Here is a 19,394-nt window from a genome sequence, read left to right on the forward strand (position 1 = left end):
CGGTGCCGCGCTCTAGGGTGCTGGCATGACCGACGTGCCGGTGCCGGCGAGCGCTCCCGCCGAGGCCTTGATGGTTCACCCTGCGCGGACTCTGGTCATGAAAGACGGCGTCGTCCTGCACAATTGACCGGCGGGACCATCGAAAGGCAGGCAAGTGCTCTCTATTCACCAGCGGATCGCCGAAGAGCTCGGGGCGCGCGAGGGGCAGGTGCGAGCCGCGGTCGACCTGCTCGACGGCGGCGCCACGGTGCCGTTCATCGCGCGATACCGCAAGGAGGCCACCGGCGCCCTCGACGACGCCCAGCTGCGCACCCTCGAAGAGCGGCTGCGCTACCTCCGCGAGCTCGAGGAGCGCCGCACCGCGATCCTGGAGTCGATCGAGTCGCAGGGCAAGCTCGACGACGAGCTGCGCGCGCAGATCATGGCGGCCGAGACCAAGGCCCGCCTGGAGGACATCTATCTGCCCTTCAAGCCCAAGCGGCGCACCAAGGCGCAGATCGCCCGCGAGCTGGGCCTGGAGCCGCTGGCCGACAAGCTGCTCGGCGACCCCTCGCTCGACCCCGCCGAGGTCGCCGAGTCCTTCGTCACCGAAGGCGTCGCGGACGCGGGGGCGGCGCTGGAGGGGGCCAGGGCCATCCTGATCGAGCGGTTCGCCGAGGACGCCGACCTCATCGGCGGCCTGCGCGAGCGGCTGTGGACCCACGGCCGCCTGGCCGCCAAGGTCCGCGAGGGCAAGGAGGAGGCGGGGGCGAAGTTCTCCGACTACTTCGACTTCGCCGAGCCGTTCACCAAACTGCCCTCCCACCGCATCCTGGCCATGTTCCGGGGCGAGAAGGAGGAGATCCTCACCGTCACGCTGGAGCCGGACGACAGCCCCGATTACGAGCTGCGCGTCGCCTCCCGCTTCGGCGTCTCCGACCAGGGCCGCCCCGCCGACAAGTGGCTGACCGAGACGGTCCGCTGGGCCTGGCGCACCCGCATCCTCGTGCACCTCGGCATCGACCTGCGGATGCGCCTGTGGCAGGCGGCCGAGGACGAGGCCGTGCGGGTCTTCGCGGCCAACCTGCGCGACCTGCTCCTGGCCGCCCCCGCGGGCAGCCGCACCACCATGGGCCTCGACCCCGGGCTGCGCACCGGCGTCAAGGTCGCCGTGGTCGACGCCACCGGCAAGGTCGTCGACACCGCCACCATCTACCCCCATGAGCCCAAGCGGCAGTGGGACCAGTCGCTGGCGGTGCTGGGCGCGCTGGCCCAGAAGCACGGCGTCGAGCTGATCGCCATCGGCAACGGCACCGCCTCCCGCGAGACCGACAAGCTGGCCGGCGAGCTCGTCACGCACATGCCGACCATCACCAAGATCGTGGTGTCCGAGGCCGGCGCGTCGGTTTACTCCGCCTCCGCCTACGCCTCCCAGGAGCTGCCCGAGCTCGACGTGTCGCTGCGCGGCGCGGTCTCCATCGCCCGCAGGCTCCAGGACCCGCTGGCCGAGCTGGTCAAGATCGACCCCAAGTCCATCGGCGTCGGCCAGTACCAACACGACCTCGCCGAGTCCCGGCTCTCCCGCTCCCTCGACGCCGTGGTCGAAGACTGCGTCAACGCCGTGGGCGTCGACGTCAACACCGCCTCGGCCCCGCTGCTGACCCGCGTGTCGGGCATCGGCTCCACCCTGGCCGAGAGCATCGTCCGCCACCGTGACGCCAACGGCCCGTTCAAGGCCCGCAAGGCGCTCAAGGACGTCGCCCGCCTCGGGCCCAAGGCCTTCGAGCAGTGCGCCGGCTTCCTGCGGATCCCCGGCGCCGACGACCCCCTGGACTCCTCCAGCGTCCACCCCGAGGCCTACCCGGTGGTGCGCCGCATCCTCGGCTCGGTCCGTACCGACCTCAAGTCCCTGATCGGCAACACGGCGGCGCTGCGCTCCATCAAGCCGCAGGAGTTCACCGACGAGACCTTCGGCCTGCCGACGGTCACCGACATCCTGCGCGAGCTCGAGAAGCCCGGCCGCGACCCGCGCCCCGCCTTCAAGACCGCCACCTTCAAGGAGGGCGTCGAGAAGCTCTCGGACCTCAAGCAGGGGATGATCCTGGAGGGCGTCGTCACCAACGTCGCGGCCTTCGGCGCGTTCGTCGACGTCGGCGTGCACCAGGACGGCCTGGTCCACGTCTCCGCCATGTCCCACAATTACGTGAAGGACCCGCGAGACGTGGCCAAGTCGGGCGACATCGTCCGGGTCAAGGTCCTCGACATCGACATCCCCCGCAAGCGCATCTCCCTCACCCTCCGCCTCGACGACGACCCCGCCCAGTCCACCACCGGCGGCCCTCGCGCCGACACCGCCCAGCCCGGCGGCTCAGCCGAGGGAGGCCGCCGCCCACGCGGCGGCCGAGGCGACGGCGACCGCACCGGCGCGGGCGGCCAGCGCGCTCGCGGCGACGGCGCCCAGCGGGGCCGTGGCGACGGCCCTCAGCGTGACGGCGGCCAGCGTGACGGCGGCCAGCGCGGCCGTGGCGACGGTGCCCAGCGAGACGGCCAGCGGCAGCGCGATGGCCAGCGGCAGCGCGATGGCGGCAAGCGTGACACGGGCCAGCGCGGTGGAGGTCAGCGGCGCGCGGAGCCATCGGGCGCCATGGCCGAAGCCCTCCGCAAGGCAGGCCTCACCGGCGACAAACCCTGACCAACCCTCCTCCCTGCACCTTTCCGCCGCAGGGCCACGAGGAGTGCCGTCCCCCGCAGGCGTCCCCTACGGGGGACGTACCGCCGCAGGCGACCCCACAAAGGACACGCCGCCGCAGGCGATCCCACGGAGGACACACCGCCGCAGGCGTTCCCGCGGGAACGCCTGCGGCGGGCTCCTGTCTTCGGCGGCGGGACGGACGCCGAGGAGACGTTCAGGGCGGTTAAGGGCACCCGGCTCGGGACCCCGGCCAAGACAACGCTGACCGCCCACCGGACGGCGCTGGAGCGACGTTTCCCGCCGCAGGCACCTGCGGCGGGACCCTGGGCGTAAAACGAAACACCGAGGCGATCTCGTACAGGATGGCGAAAGCCCGCTGGCAGGATGGTGAAAGCACGCTCGGGCTCTCGGCCGGAGGCGGCGTCGGCCGCCTCGCCGGCTGGTGTGCGGCGCTAGACGCCCCAGGCCGGGATCGTGGCGACGGTCTTGCGGGTGTAGTCCTTCATGTCGCTCACGATGATCGCGGGGGGTTGGGTGACCATGTCACCCAGGTCCTGGCAGTGGCCCCAGAGGTCGATGACGAAGGCGTCGGCGTTCCAGTCGGCCGGCTTGCCATTGATGTCGCCGGTGGTCCGGCCGGCGACGAGGACGTAGTGGTTGTCGTGGCCCTTCTTGAGCTCGACGACCTCGATGGGGACGGTGAACGTCGGCGCGGTGCTCTTGAGCGCGTAGACGCACAGGTGGGCGAACAGGATGCACGTCAGCGGCCGCTCGGCGTCCTGTTCGAGGGCTCCGGCGACGATCTCGCCACCGGCGAACCAGTACTCGGGAGTGGTCGTCCAGGTCTTCATCTCGCCCGGGGTCCGGGAGACGCCGTCCGAGGGCCGGACGAGCGCGATCTTCCTTTCGAGCTGCCCGGCGAGATGGAGTTTCTGCTGGTCGGCGCTCTGGTTGACGGGATTGGCGACCTTTGACTTCGCGTAGGCACTCAGCACTTCGCGGGCGACCCTGACATCACTCATCCGCACCACTTTCGTCGTGCGCGGTGCGCCTCCCGGTCTGAGGCGACTCCGCGCAGACCCTCATTCTGTGCCTGAGCGCCGCGACGATGAGTATCCTCACGGACACAATCAGCTGGCATGAAGTGCCCTGTAGAAGTCCTTCCCGAGGGCGGTGTTGTGCGCTTCAGCCGGCGCGGACCGCCATGTCACCCGATCGTCAGGACCAGTTTGCCGCGTACGTGTCGCACGTCGCTGCGGGCCGGCGGCACGTAGGCAGCTCGCTGCCCTCCTGGCACGCCGCGCCCGGTCCCGCTGAGCCACCGCCGCCTCCGCCAGGGGGTATGTGGCCGCCACCGTGATGATCAGGACGCCCCCGGCGGCCCGCTCGACCGGCTCGGCCGGCTCGGCCGGCTCGCCGAGCGTTCCTGGGGGCGGGCCGCGAAGGTGATGCCGAACCGCTCGGCGCGGAAGTCGGCGATGGTGACGATGCGGTCGGTGCCGCCGCGCAGGTCGACGGAGCCAGGGAGCGCCCCCCCAGCCCGCGACGTCGAACACGCGTCGACGCCGTTGGGGGGAGCGCGTACCCGCTCGGCCAGCCCTTCACCGTAGGCGGGAGCCGTACAGGATGGAGCCGCTACGGGGGGCGCGGTCGTCAGTCGGCCGCGCGGGGGCGGTCCGCGATGGACTTCTCGATCACCTGGGCGAGAGCGACGAAGGACTCGATCTCGTCAGCGGACAGCCCCTGGACGGAGATGTCCTCAAGGGCGGACCACATGGCCTCGATGGGCTCGCGCATGGCGCGACCTCGGTCGGTGAGCCGGACGAGCTGCACCCGCCGGTCGTGTTCGGCCGGTTCGCGGGTGAGCAGGCCTGCCTCCTGCATGCGCCGCAGGGACTTGGAGACGGTGGAGTGGTCGAGGCCGACGGCGTCCAGGAGCTCCGACTGCGTCTGGCCGTCCCGGTCGAACAGCCGCATCAGCAGCAACTCCTGGCCGGGGTGAAGGCCCAGATCCCGCAGCATCCCGGCCGCGTGCGCGCGGTGGGCGCGGGCGAGGGTGAAGATCGCGAAACTCAGGCGTCCGCCGCCTGCCGCGCTGGGCCGCCGGTCCGGTGGGGAAGTGGTCATGCCTCGCCTCTGGCTGACGCTCGCATGGAGCTCTGTGGTCGTCTAAGCCTCCGTAGGGAGATCCCGTCAAGGTATCACCCATTAGGTGGCTAGCCAAATAGTCAGGTCGGTGCAGCTCAGAGACGATTCGCGGGGACTCCAGAACTCCGCTCGCAGCGCAACGCCCACACCGCCGGGGCGAGGCCGGGGGCGATACGGTCGAAGGGTGAGCACCACAGCTTTCGACACGACCATCAGTCAGGCCCGCGACCTGCTCAGGTGGCGTTCCCCGCTGCGCACAGAGCTCTGGGCCGCCCGGCTCACCACCGAGGCACGGGCCGACGAGACGCTCCTGCAGCAGCTGGCGCGAGACGGCGGAGCGGAGGCCCGGCTCGCTCTCGCCGCTCTGGCGGCGGTCAATCCCGAGGAGCCCGCCACCGCACCCGAGGACGACGACGTCCTCGGGCCCCACCTGCGGGCCGGTCGCGAGGCCATCGGCTCACTTCCCGGCTGGGTGGCCCGCATGGGCCAGGTGACCTGCGAAGGAGCCTGGTACGGCAAGGCGGACCGCTACGGCGAGCAGACCCTGGCCGCCCTCTCCTTCCGCTACGGCAACGGCAAGGAGCCCCACCTGCTCGTGGTCGGCATCGACCAGGTCCACGGCGGCCTGGCGGTCGACGCCGTCGTCGAGGAGCTCAAGTTCCTCGACGATCTCGATCTCGCGCCCACCGACGCGGGGGTGGCGGCGGGGCGCATCCTGGACGCGTTCGAGCTCACCGACCTCGTCATGGGGGCGGAGGTCGCGCCGACCCTCCCCGCCGTCCGCGCCCTCGCACTCTCCCGCGCGCACGCCGTCCCCCACCCTGTACGGCATGCGGGCGACGACCTCGTGGCCCATTTCCACGACCTGCCGGACGAGCCGGCGGCGCGGGAGGCGTTCGAGGCGCTGGTGGACTTCCTCGGCGACCGTCCGCTCTGGTGGAGTCCGGCCAGGGCTTCGCAGTTCCTCACCGCCTGGCTGCCCCGGGAGGCCCTGCTGTCGGACGAGGCGATCGCGGCCATGCCCGAGGTGGTCCGGCGGTGGACCCGCCACCACGGCGAGCACCCTGAGATCCTGCGCCGCATCGACGCCGACGCGCCGGGGCTGCCCCTTCTCATGGCGGACGACTCCCTGGCCAGCGTCAACAAGCGCATCAGCCGGCACCGGGCCTGACCACCGCCGCCCGTTCTCGCGGCAGCCGGGCCGGCGGTGAAAGCGAGGCATCCGGCAAGGGCGGCTATGCTGCGCAGTGACGTTCACGCCGCCCCAGCTCGGGCGTTCCAAGGGAGATCTACGCAATGTACAAGGAGTTCGCTGCCGAGGCCGTCGTCTGGCTGGTGCCGATCGTGGTTCTCATCGGTCTCGCCCTGATGGTGACCTCCTGACGACCGACACCGGATACGCCTGACGGGTTCGACGGCGGACGCCGTCAACGCGCCTGATGGTCGGCACCCCTGATGGTGCCGGCCCTTCAGCGACGGCTCATCTGTAGTACTCGTAGCGCACGACGGTGTTCGCCTTCTTGTCGAAGCGGATCTCGCCATCGAGCCACCGGTTCCACAGGGTGGACAGCGTGCGGGTTTTGACCGTGCAGCCTCCCCAGCGGACGCGCTTGGGGCGAATCTTGCCGATGTAGTCGTAACACGATCCGGCCTTGCGGCCGTTGATCTTCAGGCGTGCGTTCACATTCACCGAGTAGACGGTTGTCCGGGACTTATTGGTGATTCGCACCTTGATGCGACAGGTGTCCTTGCAACGGCCGAAGTAGATGGTGTATTTGATCAGCTTGGCCGCGGTGACCGTGGCTCTGTCAGCGGTGGTCGAGACGCTGGTCGCCGCCGGAGCAGCGGCCAGGTGCCCGATCGCGGCACTCGCCGGAGGTGGCGCGAGAGTGACGGTGACCGCTGTCGCGAGTAAGAGCGCGCCGGCGCACTTCCTGATCATGTTGCCCCCATAGCAACGAAACCAGCCGCTTCCCCCTGATGAAAACGGCCTCCCGCTTTCCGATTAACCGCCAGGAAAGCGACAGGGTCAATGATTACCGACAAAAGTCAGGCATACGCCTAATGTCCGGACGAACCGGCCGAGCAGTGGACCGCTGAGCCTCGGCTGATCGTCTCGGGGAGCGCGAGTGTGCCGCGAACGGGCATCACCCGGCGAAGGGCGGTGAGTCCCCTGGCTCGTTGAGCTCGGCGATGGCGAGCTCGGCCGTGGTCCGGATGTCGAAGAACTTGTCGAGCGCGGTGATCGCGAACAGGTGCTTGCACCTGCCGTTGAGCCCGGACAGCAGCAGCCGCCCGCCGGACGCGGTGACCGCTTTGTGCAGGTAGACCAGCACGGACAGCCCTGAGGAGTCGCAGACGGCGACAGCCTGCATGTCGATGACGAGCAATGGTGGCTGGGTCAGGTCGAGAGCCTTGGTGACACGATCGCGAACCTCGGCCGCGGATCCGAAGTCGAAGTCTCCCGTCAGCCTTGCGATGACGCACGGGCCCTGAAGCCCGAGACTGATCGACAAGGCTTGATCTGAACTCACCCAGCTCCACCTACCCGCGTTTGTGCTGTCCTTCCCCACACTTTACGAGAGGTCGCGTCGGGGGTCGGACACCAGCATCTGCTCGATCTGCTCATCGGACACACCGAGTCGCGCAGTGCGGCCAACACGTCGTCGTGAATGTGATCGTAGCGGCAGTTGGCCCTGTCGCGCTGAGGCGCACGTCCCAGGCAGAGGCAAAACAGCTCCCACCCCGGCGAGGGCGCGGCTGAGCGCGATCCGACGGCTCGGCCAGGGGCCACGAAAGTGGCCCCTGGCCGAGCCGTCGGGCCGGCGATGTCGATCAGGAATCGGCCCACACCAAACACCGCCAAACCAACGGCAAATACTCCAAATCGTTACTGCACTCGTCAGACCGACCGGCTCATCCCCCGAGCCGCGCGAACAACGGCTCCGGCCGCGGCAACCGCACCTCCCCCACCGCGCCTTCCGCTGCCTCCCCTACCGTGTCCCCCGCTGTGTCCCCCGCTGTGTCCCCCGCTGTGTCCCCCGCTGTGTCCCCCGCTGTGTCCCCCGCCGTGTCGCCTACTGCCGCCGCCACACGAGCCGCCGCAGTGGGCAGGAAAGGCGCAAGTTGTACGGCCAGCGCCCGGCAGGCGTGCACCAGAGTCGCCAGGGAGACCTCCCGGTCGGCCGGCGACTGGCGCCAGGGCTGCGCCGTTTCGACGTACTTGTTCGCCTCCTCGACGATGGCCCAGACGGCGCCGGCCGCCCGGCGGAAGTCGAAGGCCTCCAGCGCCTCGTGCACCAGCTCCGGCGCCCGCTCACAAGCGTCGATCCGCTCGGGAGGCACGTCCGGCACCAGCCCGCCGTGAAAGCGGTGGACCATGGTGACGACCCGGTTGACCAGGTTGCCGACGCCGTTGGCGAGGTCTTCGTCGGCCCTGGCGATCAGCCGCTCCTCGGTGAAGTCGGCGTCGCCCACGCGCGGCACCTCACGCAGCAGCCACCACCGCACCGCGTCCACGCCATAAGCGCGCACGAGCGCCACCGGATCGACGACCGCCCCGGACGACTTGCTGATCTTGTGCCCGGCCGCCGTCAGGTAGTCGTGCACGAAGATCCCGGTGGGCAGCGGCAGACCCGCCGAGAGCAGCATCGCCGGCCACGTCACCGCGTGGAAGCGAATCACGCCCTTGCCCATCAGGTGGATCTTGCGCGGCTCCCGCACCCACCAGCGTTCGTACCCGTCGCCGTCCAGCGCGGTGATGTAGTTGGCCAGCGCGTCCCACCACACGTAGATCACCTGGCTCGGATCGCCGGGCACCGGGATGCCCCAGCCGCGCGAACGGGCCGCGGAGCGCGAGATGCTGATGTCGTCCAGGCCCGTCTCGATGAACGCCAGCACCTCGTTCCTGCGGGCGGCGGGCTCGATCGTGAGCCGGCCGCTGCGGATCAGCTCCAACAGCGGGCCCTGATAACGCGACAGCCGGAAGACCCAGTTCTCCTCCGACACCCGCTGCAACGGCGTCCGGTGACCTTCCGGGCACGGACCCTCCGGGTAGAACTGCTCACAGCCGACGCAGTAGAGCCCCTCGTAGTGCCGCCGGTAGAGGTCGTGCCCGATCGCCTGCCAGATCCGTTCCACCCCGGCGCGGTGCCCGGGATGGGCGCTCGTCCGGACGAACGCGTCGAACGACAGGTCCAGCGGCTCGCGCAGCCCCTCGAACGCGGCGGCGTTGCGATCCACGAGCTCGCGCACCGGCACGCCTTCGGCCTCGGCGGCCAGCACGTTCTTCAACGAGTTGTCGTCGGTGCCCGTCTGGAAGCGCACCGGCTCGCCGCGCCGCCGATGGTGCCGGGCGAGCACGTCCCCCTGCACGATCTCCAGCGCGAACCCCAGATGCGGACGGGCGTTCACGTACGGGATGGTCGTCGTGATGTACATCGGATGCCTCCAAAGGGCCCCGGACACGACGAGAGGCCCCGGTCGCAGGGCCTCAACAGAACGTCGCCGGTGAGCCCCGCTAGGGGGCCATCATCACCTGATGCGCCGTCATGCCCCCATCGTAACGTCCGTCATCAGACGAACCCAGCCAATTTGTAGAGCACGAGCGACCCGGCGACCGCCACGTTCAGGCTGTGCCCCGTACCGATCATGGGGATCTCGACCACGGCATCGAGCAGATCGACCGCCTCTGCGGGGATCCCGGCCGCCTCGTTGCCGAGCACCACGATCGTCGGCTGCCTGGCCATCGGCAGGTCGGCCAGCCTGATCGCCTCCTCTGCCAGCTCCACCCCCACCACCCGGTCACCGGCCGCCCGCCGCTCCCCGAGCCACCGCAGCGGCCGCACCCAGTGCACGCACGCCCCGGCGCGCAGGGTGTTGCCCTTGTCCAGTGCCTCGGGCACCCACGGCAGGCGGGGCACGGCCATACAGGCTCCGACCGCGTCACAGGTGCGCAGCAGGGTGCCCAGGTTGACGCCGTGCAGCGGCCACAGCGGCGCCACGGTCAGATGGCCGAGACAGCGCGGCGGGCGGCGGCGCCGTACAGACCTCAGATCTTTTCTCGTACGGACCCTGACCCCGCTCATGCGCGCGGGCGGATCTCCTCCGCGGAGGTCGTCATGTGGAGGGCGCTTTCAGCGGCACGCCCGAGCCATCGAAGGGAGCCCTCAGGATAACCCTCCGGACCGTCCGTCCCAAGGCCGATGCCGCACCGCCCAGACGACGGCCCCGACGGCGAAGACGGCCAGCCCGGCGAGCACCGACTGCCCCGGGAGGGTGGCGGCGAGGCCCAGACAGAGCAGCAGGCCCAGCCCCGATACGACCTTGGGAGGCGCGCCCTCGTCGCGAGCGAGCGTCAGCGCGCTGGCGTTGGCGATCGCGTAGTAGACGAGCACCCCGAACGACGAGAACCCGATCGCCCCTCGCAGATCGGCCACCAGCAACAACCCGATCACCGCCGCACTCACCACCAGCTCCGCCCGCCGCGGCACCTGCACAGCGCCCCCGCTTACCGCGGAAGACCCTCCCGACACGTCCTGGGCACGGGCTGAATCGCCGGAACCGCCCGAGGCATCCTCCGAACGACCGGAAGCGGCGGAACCGCCCGAGGTGTCCTCCGGACGACCGGAAGCGGGGGGACCGCCGAGCGCGGGGCGGACTGGGGAGAGGACGGCGAGGACGGCTGGGAGGTCGCGTTCGCGTGCCATGGCGAGGACGGTGCGTGAGACGCCCAGGAGCAGGGCGAGCAGCGCGCCGAGCGCGGCCACGGCGGCACCGGCGCCGACGACCGGCCGTAGCCAGGCCGCGCCCGCCGCGTCCACCACGTCGGCGAGCGGCGCGGCGGAGTTCGCCAGCGCCCACGGCCCCAGCTCGGTCAGCGCGGCCGCCGCCACCAGCGCGTAGACCACCAGCGTGATGCCGAGCGCGAGCTGGATGGCGTGCGGGATGGTGCGGCCGGGGTCGCGGACCTCCTCCCCCATGGTGGCGATCCTGGCGTAACCGGCGAAGGCGAAGAACAGCAGCCCGGCCCCCTGCAGAACCCCCCAGAGTCCAGGGTCGGCGACCTCAGCCGTCAGGGCCTGGACGAAGGACCGGGCCGGGCCGTCGGGGAGACCTGCGAGGTCGGAAAGCTGGATGACCTGCTCTTTGTCGATGATCTTGGCGTTCAGTGGCAGCGTCTCACCGGCCCCATCGGACGGCACCGGCTGAACACCCTGGTCCGACGCGGCGGTGCTGGTGTCGCCCATGCCGCCGCTGGTGGGCGGGTGGCTCAGGAAGGCGGCGCCCACGACGGTGGCGAGGACCACGAGGACGAGCGCCACCATGACGCGGGCGGCCGTGGCCGAGCGCTGCACGCCGAAGAGGTTGAGCGCGGTCAGCGCCACCACGGCGGCGATGGCGAGCGGCCTGGCCAGGTCGGGGGCCACGTAGGCGCCGAAGGTCAGCGCCATCGCGGCGCAGGACGCCGTCTTGCCGACGGTGAACCCCCACCCCGCGAGGTAGCCCCAGAACGGGCCCAGTCGCCGCCTGCCGTACACGTAGGTGCCGCCGGACTCGGGATAGCGGGCCGCCAGCCGGGCCGAGGAGGTGGCGTTGCAGTAGGCCACGACGGCGGCCAGCGCCAGCGAGGCGGGCAGCCACGCCCCCGCCGCCCCGGCGGCCGGGGCGAAGGCCGCGAAGATCCCCGCGCCGATCATGGCGCTCAACCCGACGAACACCGCGTCGGCGGTGCCGAGCCGCCGCGCCAGCCCCTCCGCCATACGTCTCCCCCCGTTGTGCTCGCAGCAACTCTGCACCATCCGGCCGACACTTTGCCACGGCGGGTCCCGGCAACCCGCACCACGGTGGACAAGCGGCTACGCCGGGTAGGCGTGGGTCTCCGTGGCCTTGACGGAGGCCCAGACCGTCTGGCCGGGGGTGAGGTCCAGGTCGGCGAGGGCGGCGGCGGTGATGTCCGCGGCGACCGCGATCGGCCCGTCGAGGTGTACGCGGACGCTGTCGCCGTGGGGTTCCATGCCGTCGATGCGGCCTTCCCACAGGTTGCGCGGGGTGCCGTTGGGACGGGCTCGGTAGAGGGCCACGGCTGACGGCCGGAACGCCACGAACACCGGCCCGGTGGTCTCCTCCTGGGCCCGGAGCACCACCTCGGGCCCGAGCCGGACGAGGTGCCCGTCCGCGTCTCCCCGGTAGAGGTTCAGGCCGACCAGGCGGGCCACGTAGTCCGTACGGGGGCGGCGGGCCACCTCGGCGGGCGGTCCCTGCTGGACGACGGCGCCGTGTTCGATCACCACGAGCCGGTCGGCGAGCACCATCGCGTCCAGCGCGTCGTGCGTGACCAGCACGCACGCGCCGTCGAAGGCGGCCAGCCGCCGCCTCAGGTCCGCGCGGATCTCCAGCCTGGTGTGCGCGTCGAGCGCGGCGAGCGGCTCGTCCAGGAGGAGCAGTCTGGGCTGTACGGCCAGCGCGCGGGCCAGCGCGACCCGCTGAGCCTGCCCTCCGGACAGCTGTCCCGGCTTGGCGGCGGCGAAGTCGCCGAGGCCGACGCGTTCCAGCCAGGTCATGGCCGTACGGCGTGCCTCGGCCTTGGGTACGCCGCGCGAGCGGGGGCCGAAGGCGACGTTCTCCAGGGTCGACAGGTGCGGGAACAGCAGGTAGTCCTGGAACACCACCCCCACCGGCCGGGCGGCGGGCTCGGCCAGATGGAGCCGCTCCCCGTCCAGGTCGATGAACCCGTCGGCCAGCGGCTCCAGCCCGGCCAGGGCGCGCAGGGCCGTGGTCTTGCCGGCCCCGTTCGGACCGAGCAGCGCCACCACCTCGCCGGGCGCGACGTTCAGCGCCAGATCCAGCCGGAAGGCCGGCCGCTCGACCACGAGCCGTGCCCTCACGAGATCCACCGGTCCCTGAGCCCGGCCAGCACCACGATGGACACGGCCAGCAGGACCAGGCTGAGGACGATGGCGGCCTCGGGTTCGGTCTCCAGCGCCAGGTAGACGGCCAGGGGCATGGTCTGGGTGCGGCCGGGGAAGTTGCCCGCGAACGTGATCGTCGCCCCGAACTCCCCCAGCGCCCGCGCCCAGCACAGCACCGCGCCCGCCACGATGCCGGGCGCCACCAGCGGCAGCGTCACCCTGCGGAACACGGTCAGCCGCGAGGCGCCGAGCGTCGCCGCAGCCTCCTCGTAGCGTAGGTCGGTGCCCCGCAGTGCCCCCTCCACGCTGATCACCAGGAACGGCATCGCGACGAACGCCTCCGCCAGGACGACGCCCGCCGAGGTGAACGGAAGCTGGAATCCCAGGTACTGCCCGACGAGCCCGTTCCTGCCGAAGACCAGCAGCAGGGCCACGCCCCCGACGACCGGCGGCAGCACCAGCGGCACGGTGACCAGCGCCCGCACCACCCGCCTGCCCCTGAACTCCACCCGTGCCAGCACCCACGCCAGCGGCACCCCGAGCAGCAGGCACAGTCCGGTGGCGATGGTCGCGGTCACCAGCGACAGCCGCAGCGCGTCGAGCACCTGCGGCGCGGCGAGCCTGGCCCCGAGCGTCCCCCACGGCGCCTCGACCAGCAGCCCGGCCAGCGGCAGCACCAGGAAGGCCAGTCCGACCGCGGCCGGCACCGCCAGCACCCACGGCACCCGCCCCCGTACCACCCCGGCCTTCACGCTCACCCGCTCCCCCACCGCCCGGTCTTCACCCTCACCCGCCACCGGCGTCGAACCCGGCGTCGGTCAGCACCCGCTGTCCCTGCTCCGACAGGACGAGCGCGACGAAGTCCCGGGCCGCCTGACCGTCGCCGAGCGCCGCGATCGGGTAGTCGTTCACCGCCTTCGCCGACTCGGGGAACTCGATCCCCTCCACCTTCCCCTGGGCCGCGAGGACGTCGGTCCGGTAGACGAGCGCCGCGTCCACCTCACCGAGCGTCAGTTTGGTGAGCGTCGCCTTGACGTCCCGTTCCAAGGTCACGGGCGTGACGCCCAGCCCGGCGAGCACGGTCGCCGCGGCGGCCCCGCACGGCACCTGGGGCGCGCAGATGGCCACCTTCACCTCACTGCCGGCCAGATCCCGCAGCCCGCTGATCCGGGAGGGGTTGCCGGGCGGCACCGCGATCGTCAGCCGGTTGCGCGCGAACACCTGGGACTCCCCGGTGACCTGCCGCATCGTCGCGGGCGACGCCGCGGCGAACACGTCGGCCGGCGCCCCACGGCCGATCTGCTGGGCCAGGGTGGCACTCGACCCGAAGTTGAGCGTCACCTTCGTCCCGGGACGCGCCGCCTCGAAGGTCTCAGCCAGCTCGGTGAAGGTGCCGGTCAGCGAGGCCGCGGCGAAAACGGTCACCCCCGGCCCCGAGGCCGCACACGCCGTCGACACGGCGAACAGGCAGACCCCGAGCAGGCAGTGGACAAGAAGGCGGAGGCCCAGGAGGCGGGAGACGGGAGGCACACGACGCATCGGGGGCACTCCTAGGGAGCCAGCTCGATGACGACGTTCGTCGACTTGATCACGGCCACCGCGAGCACCCCCGGCGCCAGGCCGAGCTCGTCGGCGGCCTGGCGGCTCATCAGGGAGACCACTCTGTACGGCCCCGCGGCGAGCTCGACCTGAGCCATGACCGCGTCCTTGACGACCTCGGTGACGATGCCCCTGAACCGGTTGCGCGCCGAGGAGTAGCCCCACCGGCTCTCCTCGCCCACCTGGGACCGGGCGAAGACGGCGAGCTCCTCGCCCGGCACGACCCGGTGGCCCTGCTCGTCACGGGTGGCGGCGAGCCGGCCGGCGTCGATCCATCGGCGGACGGTGTCGGGGCTGACGCCGAGCAGCGTGGCCGCGTCGCCGATCCGAAATTCCGTCACAAAACCGTACGATATCCTGGCAGATACCAGGAGAGAACCCCCTAAGAGGTGGATTCTGCGCCTGGCACCACCAGCACGGGCCGGTGCGCGTGGTGGAGCACGCGGTCGGAGGTGCTGCCCAGGAGCAGCGACTTGACGCTGCCCATGCCCCGGGTGCCCGTCACGATCAGCGTGGCGTCGAGCTCGTCGGCCACGTCCACGATCGTGGCCCACACGGCGACGGAGTCGGGCTCGCAGCGGGGGGTGGCGTCCAGCCCGGCCTGCGTGGCGAGCTCGGCTCCCCCCTTGGCCAGCTCGGTCATGGCCTTGCCGACCGCCTCGTCCTCGGCGGCGGAGTTGTCGAGCGTCATGACGAGCCCCGCCGACGCGCGGGCGGTGGTCAGCGCCAGCCGCTCCCACACCGTCAGCACCACCGCCGACTGCCCCGGGAACAGCTTGCCTGCGAACGCGATCGCGGCCTTGGCGTCGTCCGAACCGTCATAAGCGATCAAAATGGTCATTTCCGGCCAACCTCCAGAAGTAAGCAGGCATTCCCTCTAACCCGGTGGGAGCCGTTCACGCCTGGATCAGGCCAGGACGGCCGAGATCCCGCTCTGGGAACGCCGGGCCAGCGGCTGCAGCATCGACAGCCCGGCCAGGGCGAGCACGCCGAGCTCGGTGACGACCACGGTGCGCTGGATCAGCCCGGCGGGGATGTCGTCGTTGGACAGCGGGATGCCGAACCACCGCACCACGTACGGGACCACGACCAGCACCAGCGCGCCCAGGGCGATCACGCTGAGGATCCGCACGCATCTGGCGTAACGGATGCGGGCCCTGGCCAGCAGCAACCCGGCCAGCGGCATCACCAGGAAGGCCACGAAGGCGGCGTAACGATGGATGCCTCCGGACAGCGACAACGGCAGGCCGGGAGCGTCGGTGGGGAAGGCGCCGACCAGGAACATGCTCGCCCCCCACGTCAGCACCAGCGCCACGACCCAGCGATCCGCCCCGGACCGGCGCAGCGCCTCGGCGATCAACGCGGAGCCGAACGCGAACAACGTCAGGGACAGGGGGAGCATCCAGCCCGCCGCCTGGAAGGCGTACTCACTGATCACGGAGTGCAGTGGGTCGAGCCCCGCTTCCGTGTGCAGGGTGAGCATGGCGCCGGTTCCGGTGCCGATGGCGGTGAATCCACTTACGAGCAAAGCCTTCATGCCTCAAAGGTCGTGCAGCACGGCCTTTTCGAGTATCGGAGATATGCCCCAGCAGGCCCTGAACGATCCCCTAATACTTGAGTCGCACTACCCCTGAGACGCCCGCCTGACCAGCGTGAATACCGTCTCCGGTAGGGAAGGCCCCCTCAGGGAGGGTAGGGGGTCAGCGCGCGGGGACGTCGAAGTAGGTGCGGATGACCGTGGCGCCGGCTCGGGTGTGCACCCGGACCAGGTCGCTGAGCAGGTTGACGATGAGCAGCCCGCGCGAGCCTGCCACCCGCGGATCGACCGGATTGCGCCCGGCCAGCGGGTCGGTGATGTGGCCGGAGTCGCTCACCTCGCAGACCAGCCGGTCGTCCTCGCTCCAGATCCTGATCCGGCCGGAGCCGCCGCCGTGGTCGAGGCTGTTGGCGCCCAGCTCGGCGACCACCAGGCGGACGTCGTCGACCCTGACGGCGCCGAACCCCAGCTCGGCGGCACGGTCGGCGGCGAGGGTGCGGACCTCGGCGAGATTGGTGCGGTCGAAGTGGAGGGCCATGAAGTCGACGGGGTCGGCGAGGGGCCCGTTGTGCCCGTCGACGACCCGCTGCGGGGCGTAGTGGTCGCTGACCCGCTCGCCGGATCCGTCGCGCAGCACGGGGTGCGTGATCGCGGCCTCGTGGATGACCTCGGGGTCGAGCCCCTCCAGGTCGTACGGGCACAGGATGGTGGCGTGGCGGCCCCTGAAGGCGTAGTTGATCAGCGCCTCGTGCTGGGCGCACGCGGGATATTCGGCCTCGCTGCGGCCCGGCCAGATCGGCTCGCCGATGATCCGCACATGCTCGTCGGGGTGGCGGTCGGCGAACTCCCTGAGCACGCCCGGGATGATCCGCCCCGGATTGCGGCCGGCCTCCGTCATGTCGAGCAGCATGACCCGCTGCGCCTGGGATCCCAGCTCTTTCTCGATCAGCGCGAGGTTGCGCCCGGGAACCGCGACGGCCACGGGCTCGCCGGCTTCGAGGCCCTCGCGCACGAAACCGGTGGTGGCAGTCACATACTCCCGGTCGCCTCTGTAGAAGAGTGCCGGGTGCGTGAACGGGTCCGCCAACATCGTCTACCACGCTACCCGTCGTTGAGGAGTTCAAGGCACACCGTTGGGTAGCTATTCACCGTGAAGACTCAACAGGTCGTCCAGCGCCCTCGGCCTCCCCGTCGGCCGCTCCCCCTCGATCTGCGCACTCCCACCGGCAAGTTGCTCCCGTTTTGAGACCCTTTTACCTATGCTCGAAGCATGTCGGACATGCAGATCCGCGCCTCCGACGCGGATCGAGAGCGCACCGCCCAGCAGCTGCAGCAGGCCTTCACCGAAGGCCGGCTGGACCACCTTGAGCTGGAGGACCGCCTGGAACGGGCGCTGACCGCCAAGATCAACGCCGATCTCACCGAACTGGTCGAGGACCTCCCCGCCGAAGCGCCGTCGGCGGCGGAGGCCGTCGTGCTGGAGAGCGTGCACGATCAGGTGAAACGCACGGGCGACTGGGCGGTCCCCCGCCGCCTGCGGATCGTCGCCAAGCACGGCGGCGCCCACCTCGACTTCACGGAGGCGGTCATCCCGCACCAGGTCGTCGAGGTCGAACTCGACCTCAAGTACGGCTCCGCCAAGATCGTGCTGCCGGAGGGCGCCACCGCGGACATCGACGGCTTCCGCACCACTTACGGCACGGCCTCCTCCGCCGTGGCGGGCCGCCCCCGGCCCGGCACCCTGCACCTGGTGGTGACGGGCGAGAGCAAGTACGGCCAGCTCGCGGTCCGCTATCCGCGCAAGCGCTGGTTCACCCAGTCGTGAAAGGCGGAGATGTGGTGCTCGCTGGGCACCAGCACGCCGCCCTTGCTGTAGGCGCGTGACGACATGCCGGGCTGGGTCCGCTCGCAGGCGTCGAAGTCCTGCTCGTTGACCCGATGGAACAGCTCGACCGACAGCGACAGGTCGGCCCCCGAGGCCACCACGTCGGGGTGGTAGAGCCAGTCGCACTCCACGATCGTGCGGTCGGCGGCCAGCGGGTACATCCGGTGCATGATCACATGGTCGGGCACCAGGTTGACGAAGACCTGCGGCTTGACGGTGATCGCGTAGTAGCGCCGGTCCTGCTCCTCCGACACGTCCGGCAGCTTGCCGAAGCCGGGACTGCCGTCCACCGTGAACCCCTCGACCTTCTTGGCGAACTCCGCCCCGTGGCCCACGTAGTACTGCGCGGCGTAGCCTCCGGCGAACTCGGGGAGCACCGCCGTCAGCTCGGGGTGGATGGTGGCGCAGTGGTAGCACTCCATGAAGTTCTCGACGATGAGCTTCCAGTTGGCGCGCACGTCGTAACGGATGCGCCGGCCCAGGGCGAGGGCGTCCACGTGGTAGTGCTCGATCGCGGCCAGGTCGCCCAGCCGTTCGACGGCCGCGTGCGTCACCGTCTCCTCGAACGAGGGCGGCTCGTCGGCCAGGCAGACCCAGGCGTACCCGAGCCACTCGCGCAGGCTCACCGGGATCAGGCCGTACTCGACGCGGTCGACGTCGGGCATCTTGACCAGGTTCGGTGCGGCCACGAGCGTGCCGTCGAGGTCGTAGGACCAGGCGTGGTAGGCGCACCTGATGGTCCGCTTGACCTCGCCGTCCTCCTCCAGGCACAGGCGCGCGCCGCGGTGCCTGCAGACGTTGAGGAAGGCCCGTAAGGCTCCGTCGCGGCCCCGGACGACGATCACGTTCTCCCTGCCCACCTGGACCGTCTTGAAGGCCCCCGGCTTGCTGAGCTGGTCCGATCTGACCGCGCAGAACCACAGCGCTTCGAAGATCTTCGCTTGCTCCTCGGCGAACACCGCCGGGTCGGTGTAGGAGCGTCCGGGCATGGTGGAGATCAAACTCGAAGTGCTGGTCAAGGGACACTCCTTGTTGCGTAATACGCACCGAGTTGCTCTATATGCGACATAGTCAGCTCGGCCCAGGAGGCTGTCAAGAGGGAGGTTCGCGCGCCGTCGTTTTACGCCCCCTTGATGCCGGTGGTGTTAGTGGGGTGCAAGCGACAGTCAAGAATGCGGCCATACTGTCTCTTCGTCTCCACAACAACGAAGGGCACGGAAATGACTCCCCCTCGCCGTCGCATCGCCATCGCGTTCGCGACGCTCACCCTTGCCGCGATGACCAGCGCCTGTGGCGCCGTCGGAACCGCGGTGGACTGCAACGCCGCCGCGCAAGAGGCAAGCAAGATCACCACTGACTGGTCCGGCACGGTCACCAAGAGCATGACCGACCCGGCGGCCATCGAGAAGGCCTCGCAGGACGCGGCCACGAAGACCAAGGACCTCGCGAGCAAGCACGACGGCGAGATCGCCGCCGCGCTGAACGACCTCGCCGCCGGCTTCGAGAGCATGAAGGGCGACATGACCGACGTCAGCACCTTCACCACGAAGATCCAGGGCTTCCAGACCAAGATCACGGCTGCCTGCTCCTGATGAGTCCGGCGGCCGTTCCGCCTGCGGGGGGCAGGACGGCACGGCGAGCCGG

The 19,394-nt window shown here is 70.6% G+C and carries 19 protein-coding genes; 4 read left to right on the forward strand and 15 right to left on the reverse strand.

The genetic code is table 11. The features are described from left to right. The first annotated feature begins 154 nt into the window (after nt 1–154). Complete coding sequence (locus ACIBQX_RS14825) at nt 155–2,671, forward strand: Tex family protein (RefSeq protein ID WP_397004499.1); 2,517 nt, start codon at nt 155–157, stop codon at nt 2,669–2,671. Nucleotides 2,672–3,123: 452 nt separating this feature from the next. On the opposite strand, the gene ACIBQX_RS14830 is transcribed toward ACIBQX_RS14825, so the two are convergent. Further along, a complete protein-coding gene (locus ACIBQX_RS14830) occupies nt 3,124–3,693 on the reverse strand; it encodes a hypothetical protein (protein WP_397004501.1) in 570 nt (189 codons plus the stop codon). 631 nt (nt 3,694–4,324) lie between these two features. Then, nucleotides 4,325–4,798, reverse strand: coding sequence for a MarR family winged helix-turn-helix transcriptional regulator (locus tag ACIBQX_RS14835; protein WP_397004503.1), 474 nt, complete (start codon nt 4,796–4,798; stop codon nt 4,325–4,327). A 205-nt stretch (nt 4,799–5,003) separates the two neighbouring features. Between ACIBQX_RS14835 and ACIBQX_RS14840 the strand changes: the two genes are divergently transcribed. After that, on the forward strand, nt 5,004–5,990 hold the full coding sequence (locus ACIBQX_RS14840; protein WP_397004505.1) for a hypothetical protein: 987 nt from the start codon (nt 5,004–5,006) through the stop codon (nt 5,988–5,990). 309 nt (nt 5,991–6,299) lie between these two features. Here the strand turns inward: ACIBQX_RS14840 and ACIBQX_RS14845 are convergent, their stop codons facing one another. From ACIBQX_RS14845 to ACIBQX_RS14900, 12 genes are all read right to left on the reverse strand, one after another. Continuing rightward, nucleotides 6,300–6,761: a hypothetical protein gene (locus tag ACIBQX_RS14845; RefSeq protein WP_397004507.1), complete on the reverse strand. Its 462-nt coding sequence runs from the start codon at nt 6,759–6,761 to the stop codon at nt 6,300–6,302. 205 nt (nt 6,762–6,966) lie between these two features. Beyond that, nucleotides 6,967–7,335, reverse strand: coding sequence for an STAS domain-containing protein (locus tag ACIBQX_RS14850; protein ID WP_397004509.1), 369 nt, complete (start codon nt 7,333–7,335; stop codon nt 6,967–6,969). Between the two features lie 400 nt (nt 7,336–7,735). Then, a complete protein-coding gene (locus tag ACIBQX_RS14855) occupies nt 7,736–9,259 on the reverse strand; it encodes a methionine--tRNA ligase (RefSeq protein WP_397004511.1) in 1,524 nt (507 codons plus the stop codon). Between the two features lie 134 nt (nt 9,260–9,393). Beyond that, nucleotides 9,394–9,906 (reverse strand): TrmH family RNA methyltransferase, encoded by a 513-nt coding sequence (locus tag ACIBQX_RS14860; RefSeq protein ID WP_397004513.1) that lies wholly within the window; start codon nt 9,904–9,906, stop codon nt 9,394–9,396. Between the two features lie 81 nt (nt 9,907–9,987). Next, nucleotides 9,988–11,580: an APC family permease gene (locus ACIBQX_RS14865; protein WP_397004515.1), complete on the reverse strand. Its 1,593-nt coding sequence runs from the start codon at nt 11,578–11,580 to the stop codon at nt 9,988–9,990. A gap of 96 nt (nt 11,581–11,676) precedes the next feature. Next, nucleotides 11,677–12,714 carry an ABC transporter ATP-binding protein gene (locus tag ACIBQX_RS14870; protein WP_397004517.1) on the reverse strand — a complete coding sequence of 346 codons (1,038 nt, stop codon included), beginning with the start codon at nt 12,712–12,714 and terminating at the stop codon, nt 11,677–11,679. After that, nucleotides 12,702–13,487: an ABC transporter permease gene (locus ACIBQX_RS14875; protein WP_397005429.1), complete on the reverse strand. Its 786-nt coding sequence runs from the start codon at nt 13,485–13,487 to the stop codon at nt 12,702–12,704. Before ACIBQX_RS14875 ends, ACIBQX_RS14870 begins: the two co-directional genes overlap by 13 nt. A gap of 28 nt (nt 13,488–13,515) precedes the next feature. Next, on the reverse strand, nt 13,516–14,268 hold the full coding sequence (gene modA, locus ACIBQX_RS14880; protein ID WP_397004519.1) for a molybdate ABC transporter substrate-binding protein: 753 nt from the start codon (nt 14,266–14,268) through the stop codon (nt 13,516–13,518). A gap of 11 nt (nt 14,269–14,279) precedes the next feature. Beyond that, nucleotides 14,280–14,669, reverse strand: a complete 390-nt coding sequence (locus ACIBQX_RS14885; protein WP_397004521.1) for a molybdopterin-binding protein — start codon at nt 14,667–14,669, stop codon at nt 14,280–14,282. A gap of 41 nt (nt 14,670–14,710) precedes the next feature. Further along, nucleotides 14,711–15,169: a universal stress protein gene (locus tag ACIBQX_RS14890; RefSeq protein ID WP_397004523.1), complete on the reverse strand. Its 459-nt coding sequence runs from the start codon at nt 15,167–15,169 to the stop codon at nt 14,711–14,713. Between the two features lie 66 nt (nt 15,170–15,235). Beyond that, nucleotides 15,236–15,865 (reverse strand): DUF998 domain-containing protein, encoded by a 630-nt coding sequence (locus ACIBQX_RS14895; protein ID WP_397004525.1) that lies wholly within the window; start codon nt 15,863–15,865, stop codon nt 15,236–15,238. Between the two features lie 163 nt (nt 15,866–16,028). Then, entirely contained in the window at nt 16,029–16,955 is a 927-nt protein-coding gene (locus ACIBQX_RS14900) for an anti-sigma factor RsbA family regulatory protein (protein WP_397004527.1), read from the reverse strand. Nucleotides 16,956–17,135: 180 nt separating this feature from the next. Here ACIBQX_RS14900 and ACIBQX_RS14905 point away from each other — a divergent pair, with 180 nt between their 5' ends. Beyond that, nucleotides 17,136–17,690 (forward strand): DUF1707 domain-containing protein, encoded by a 555-nt coding sequence (locus ACIBQX_RS14905; RefSeq protein WP_397004529.1) that lies wholly within the window; start codon nt 17,136–17,138, stop codon nt 17,688–17,690. Here ACIBQX_RS14905 and ACIBQX_RS14910 read toward each other — a convergent pair. Beyond that, a complete protein-coding gene (locus ACIBQX_RS14910; protein WP_397005431.1) occupies nt 17,657–18,739 on the reverse strand; it encodes an SRPBCC family protein in 1,083 nt (360 codons plus the stop codon). The two genes, ACIBQX_RS14905 and ACIBQX_RS14910, sit on opposite strands and share 34 nt — an antisense overlap. Before the next feature lie 231 nt (nt 18,740–18,970). Between ACIBQX_RS14910 and ACIBQX_RS14915 the strand changes: the two genes are divergently transcribed. Further along, on the forward strand, nt 18,971–19,342 hold the full coding sequence (locus ACIBQX_RS14915; protein WP_397004531.1) for a hypothetical protein: 372 nt from the start codon (nt 18,971–18,973) through the stop codon (nt 19,340–19,342). The last annotated feature ends 52 nt before the right edge of the window (nt 19,343–19,394 follow it).

This window comes from Nonomuraea sp. NPDC049714, assembly GCF_044465295.1.
In the GTDB taxonomy this organism is placed as follows: domain Bacteria; phylum Actinomycetota; class Actinomycetes; order Streptosporangiales; family Streptosporangiaceae; genus Nonomuraea.

Excerpts from the sequence above, each read along its gene's own strand:
- ACIBQX_RS14900 (WP_397004527.1), bottom strand. The coding sequence starts at position 16,955 with ATGTTGGCGGACCCGTTCACGCACCCGGCACTCTTCTACAGAGGCGAC.
- ACIBQX_RS14890 (WP_397004523.1), bottom strand. The coding sequence starts at position 15,169 with ATGACCATTTTGATCGCTTATGACGGTTCGGACGACGCCAAGGCCGCG.
- ACIBQX_RS14905 (WP_397004529.1), top strand. The coding sequence starts at position 17,136 with ATGTCGGACATGCAGATCCGCGCCTCCGACGCGGATCGAGAGCGCACC.
- ACIBQX_RS14845 (WP_397004507.1), bottom strand. The coding sequence starts at position 6,761 with ATGATCAGGAAGTGCGCCGGCGCGCTCTTACTCGCGACAGCGGTCACC.
- modA (WP_397004519.1), bottom strand. The coding sequence starts at position 14,268 with ATGCGTCGTGTGCCTCCCGTCTCCCGCCTCCTGGGCCTCCGCCTTCTT.
- ACIBQX_RS14865 (WP_397004515.1), bottom strand. The coding sequence starts at position 11,580 with ATGGCGGAGGGGCTGGCGCGGCGGCTCGGCACCGCCGACGCGGTGTTC.
- ACIBQX_RS14860 (WP_397004513.1), bottom strand. The coding sequence starts at position 9,906 with ATGAGCGGGGTCAGGGTCCGTACGAGAAAAGATCTGAGGTCTGTACGG.
- ACIBQX_RS14915 (WP_397004531.1), top strand. The coding sequence starts at position 18,971 with ATGACTCCCCCTCGCCGTCGCATCGCCATCGCGTTCGCGACGCTCACC.
- ACIBQX_RS14835 (WP_397004503.1), bottom strand. The coding sequence starts at position 4,798 with ATGACCACTTCCCCACCGGACCGGCGGCCCAGCGCGGCAGGCGGCGGA.
- ACIBQX_RS14855 (WP_397004511.1), bottom strand. The coding sequence starts at position 9,259 with ATGTACATCACGACGACCATCCCGTACGTGAACGCCCGTCCGCATCTG.
- ACIBQX_RS14895 (WP_397004525.1), bottom strand. The coding sequence starts at position 15,865 with ATGAAGGCTTTGCTCGTAAGTGGATTCACCGCCATCGGCACCGGAACC.
- ACIBQX_RS14830 (WP_397004501.1), bottom strand. The coding sequence starts at position 3,693 with ATGAGTGATGTCAGGGTCGCCCGCGAAGTGCTGAGTGCCTACGCGAAG.
- ACIBQX_RS14910 (WP_397005431.1), bottom strand. The coding sequence starts at position 18,739 with ATGCCCGGACGCTCCTACACCGACCCGGCGGTGTTCGCCGAGGAGCAA.